The organism is Salinimicrobium oceani, assembly GCF_012037645.1.
Window position 1 is genome coordinate 1 of record NZ_JAAVJR010000907.1, and the last position, 392, is coordinate 392.

Genomic DNA, 392 nt, shown 5'->3' on the forward strand with positions numbered 1-392 from the left:
CACGGGCGGAGTAATTGTGACTGCCCCGGGCGAGGATTGCGATTTTGTTTCACGCTTCTTTACACCGGGAGCTTTAGTATTTGAAGACCCGGTGACAGGTTCTGCCCATTGTTCCCTGGTTCCTTTTTGGGAAAAGAGGTTAGGCTTGGATAAAATGCACGCACGCCAGCTTTCACCCAGGGGCGGCGAATTGTTCTGCACTCTAAAAGGAGACCGTGTAGAAGTTGCAGGACATGCTGTCACTTATTCTGCCGGAAAACTTTTTCTGAACCGGGATTAACTCTCCTGCACCTCCTGCGCTGCCCTAATGCCGGACCTTAATGCTCCTTCCATAGTACTTCGCAAAATACTGGTATGTTCTCCTGCAAAATGGATTTTTCCATGCGGAGACT

Annotated in this window: 2 protein-coding genes; one reads left to right on the plus strand and one right to left on the minus strand. The window is 49.7% G+C overall.

Annotated features, from left to right (window positions below; translation table 11 throughout):
• A partial coding sequence (locus HC175_RS19995) for a PhzF family phenazine biosynthesis protein (protein ID WP_168139832.1) occupies positions 1 to 280 on the plus strand: 280 nt, incomplete at its 5' end.
• On the opposite strand, the gene HC175_RS24655 is transcribed toward HC175_RS19995, so the two are convergent.
• Complete coding sequence (locus tag HC175_RS24655; RefSeq protein WP_317172374.1) at positions 277 to 375, minus strand: FAD-dependent oxidoreductase; 99 nt, start codon at positions 373 to 375, stop codon at positions 277 to 279. The two genes, HC175_RS19995 and HC175_RS24655, sit on opposite strands and share 4 nt — an antisense overlap.
• Between the last annotated feature and the right edge of the window lie 17 nt (positions 376 to 392).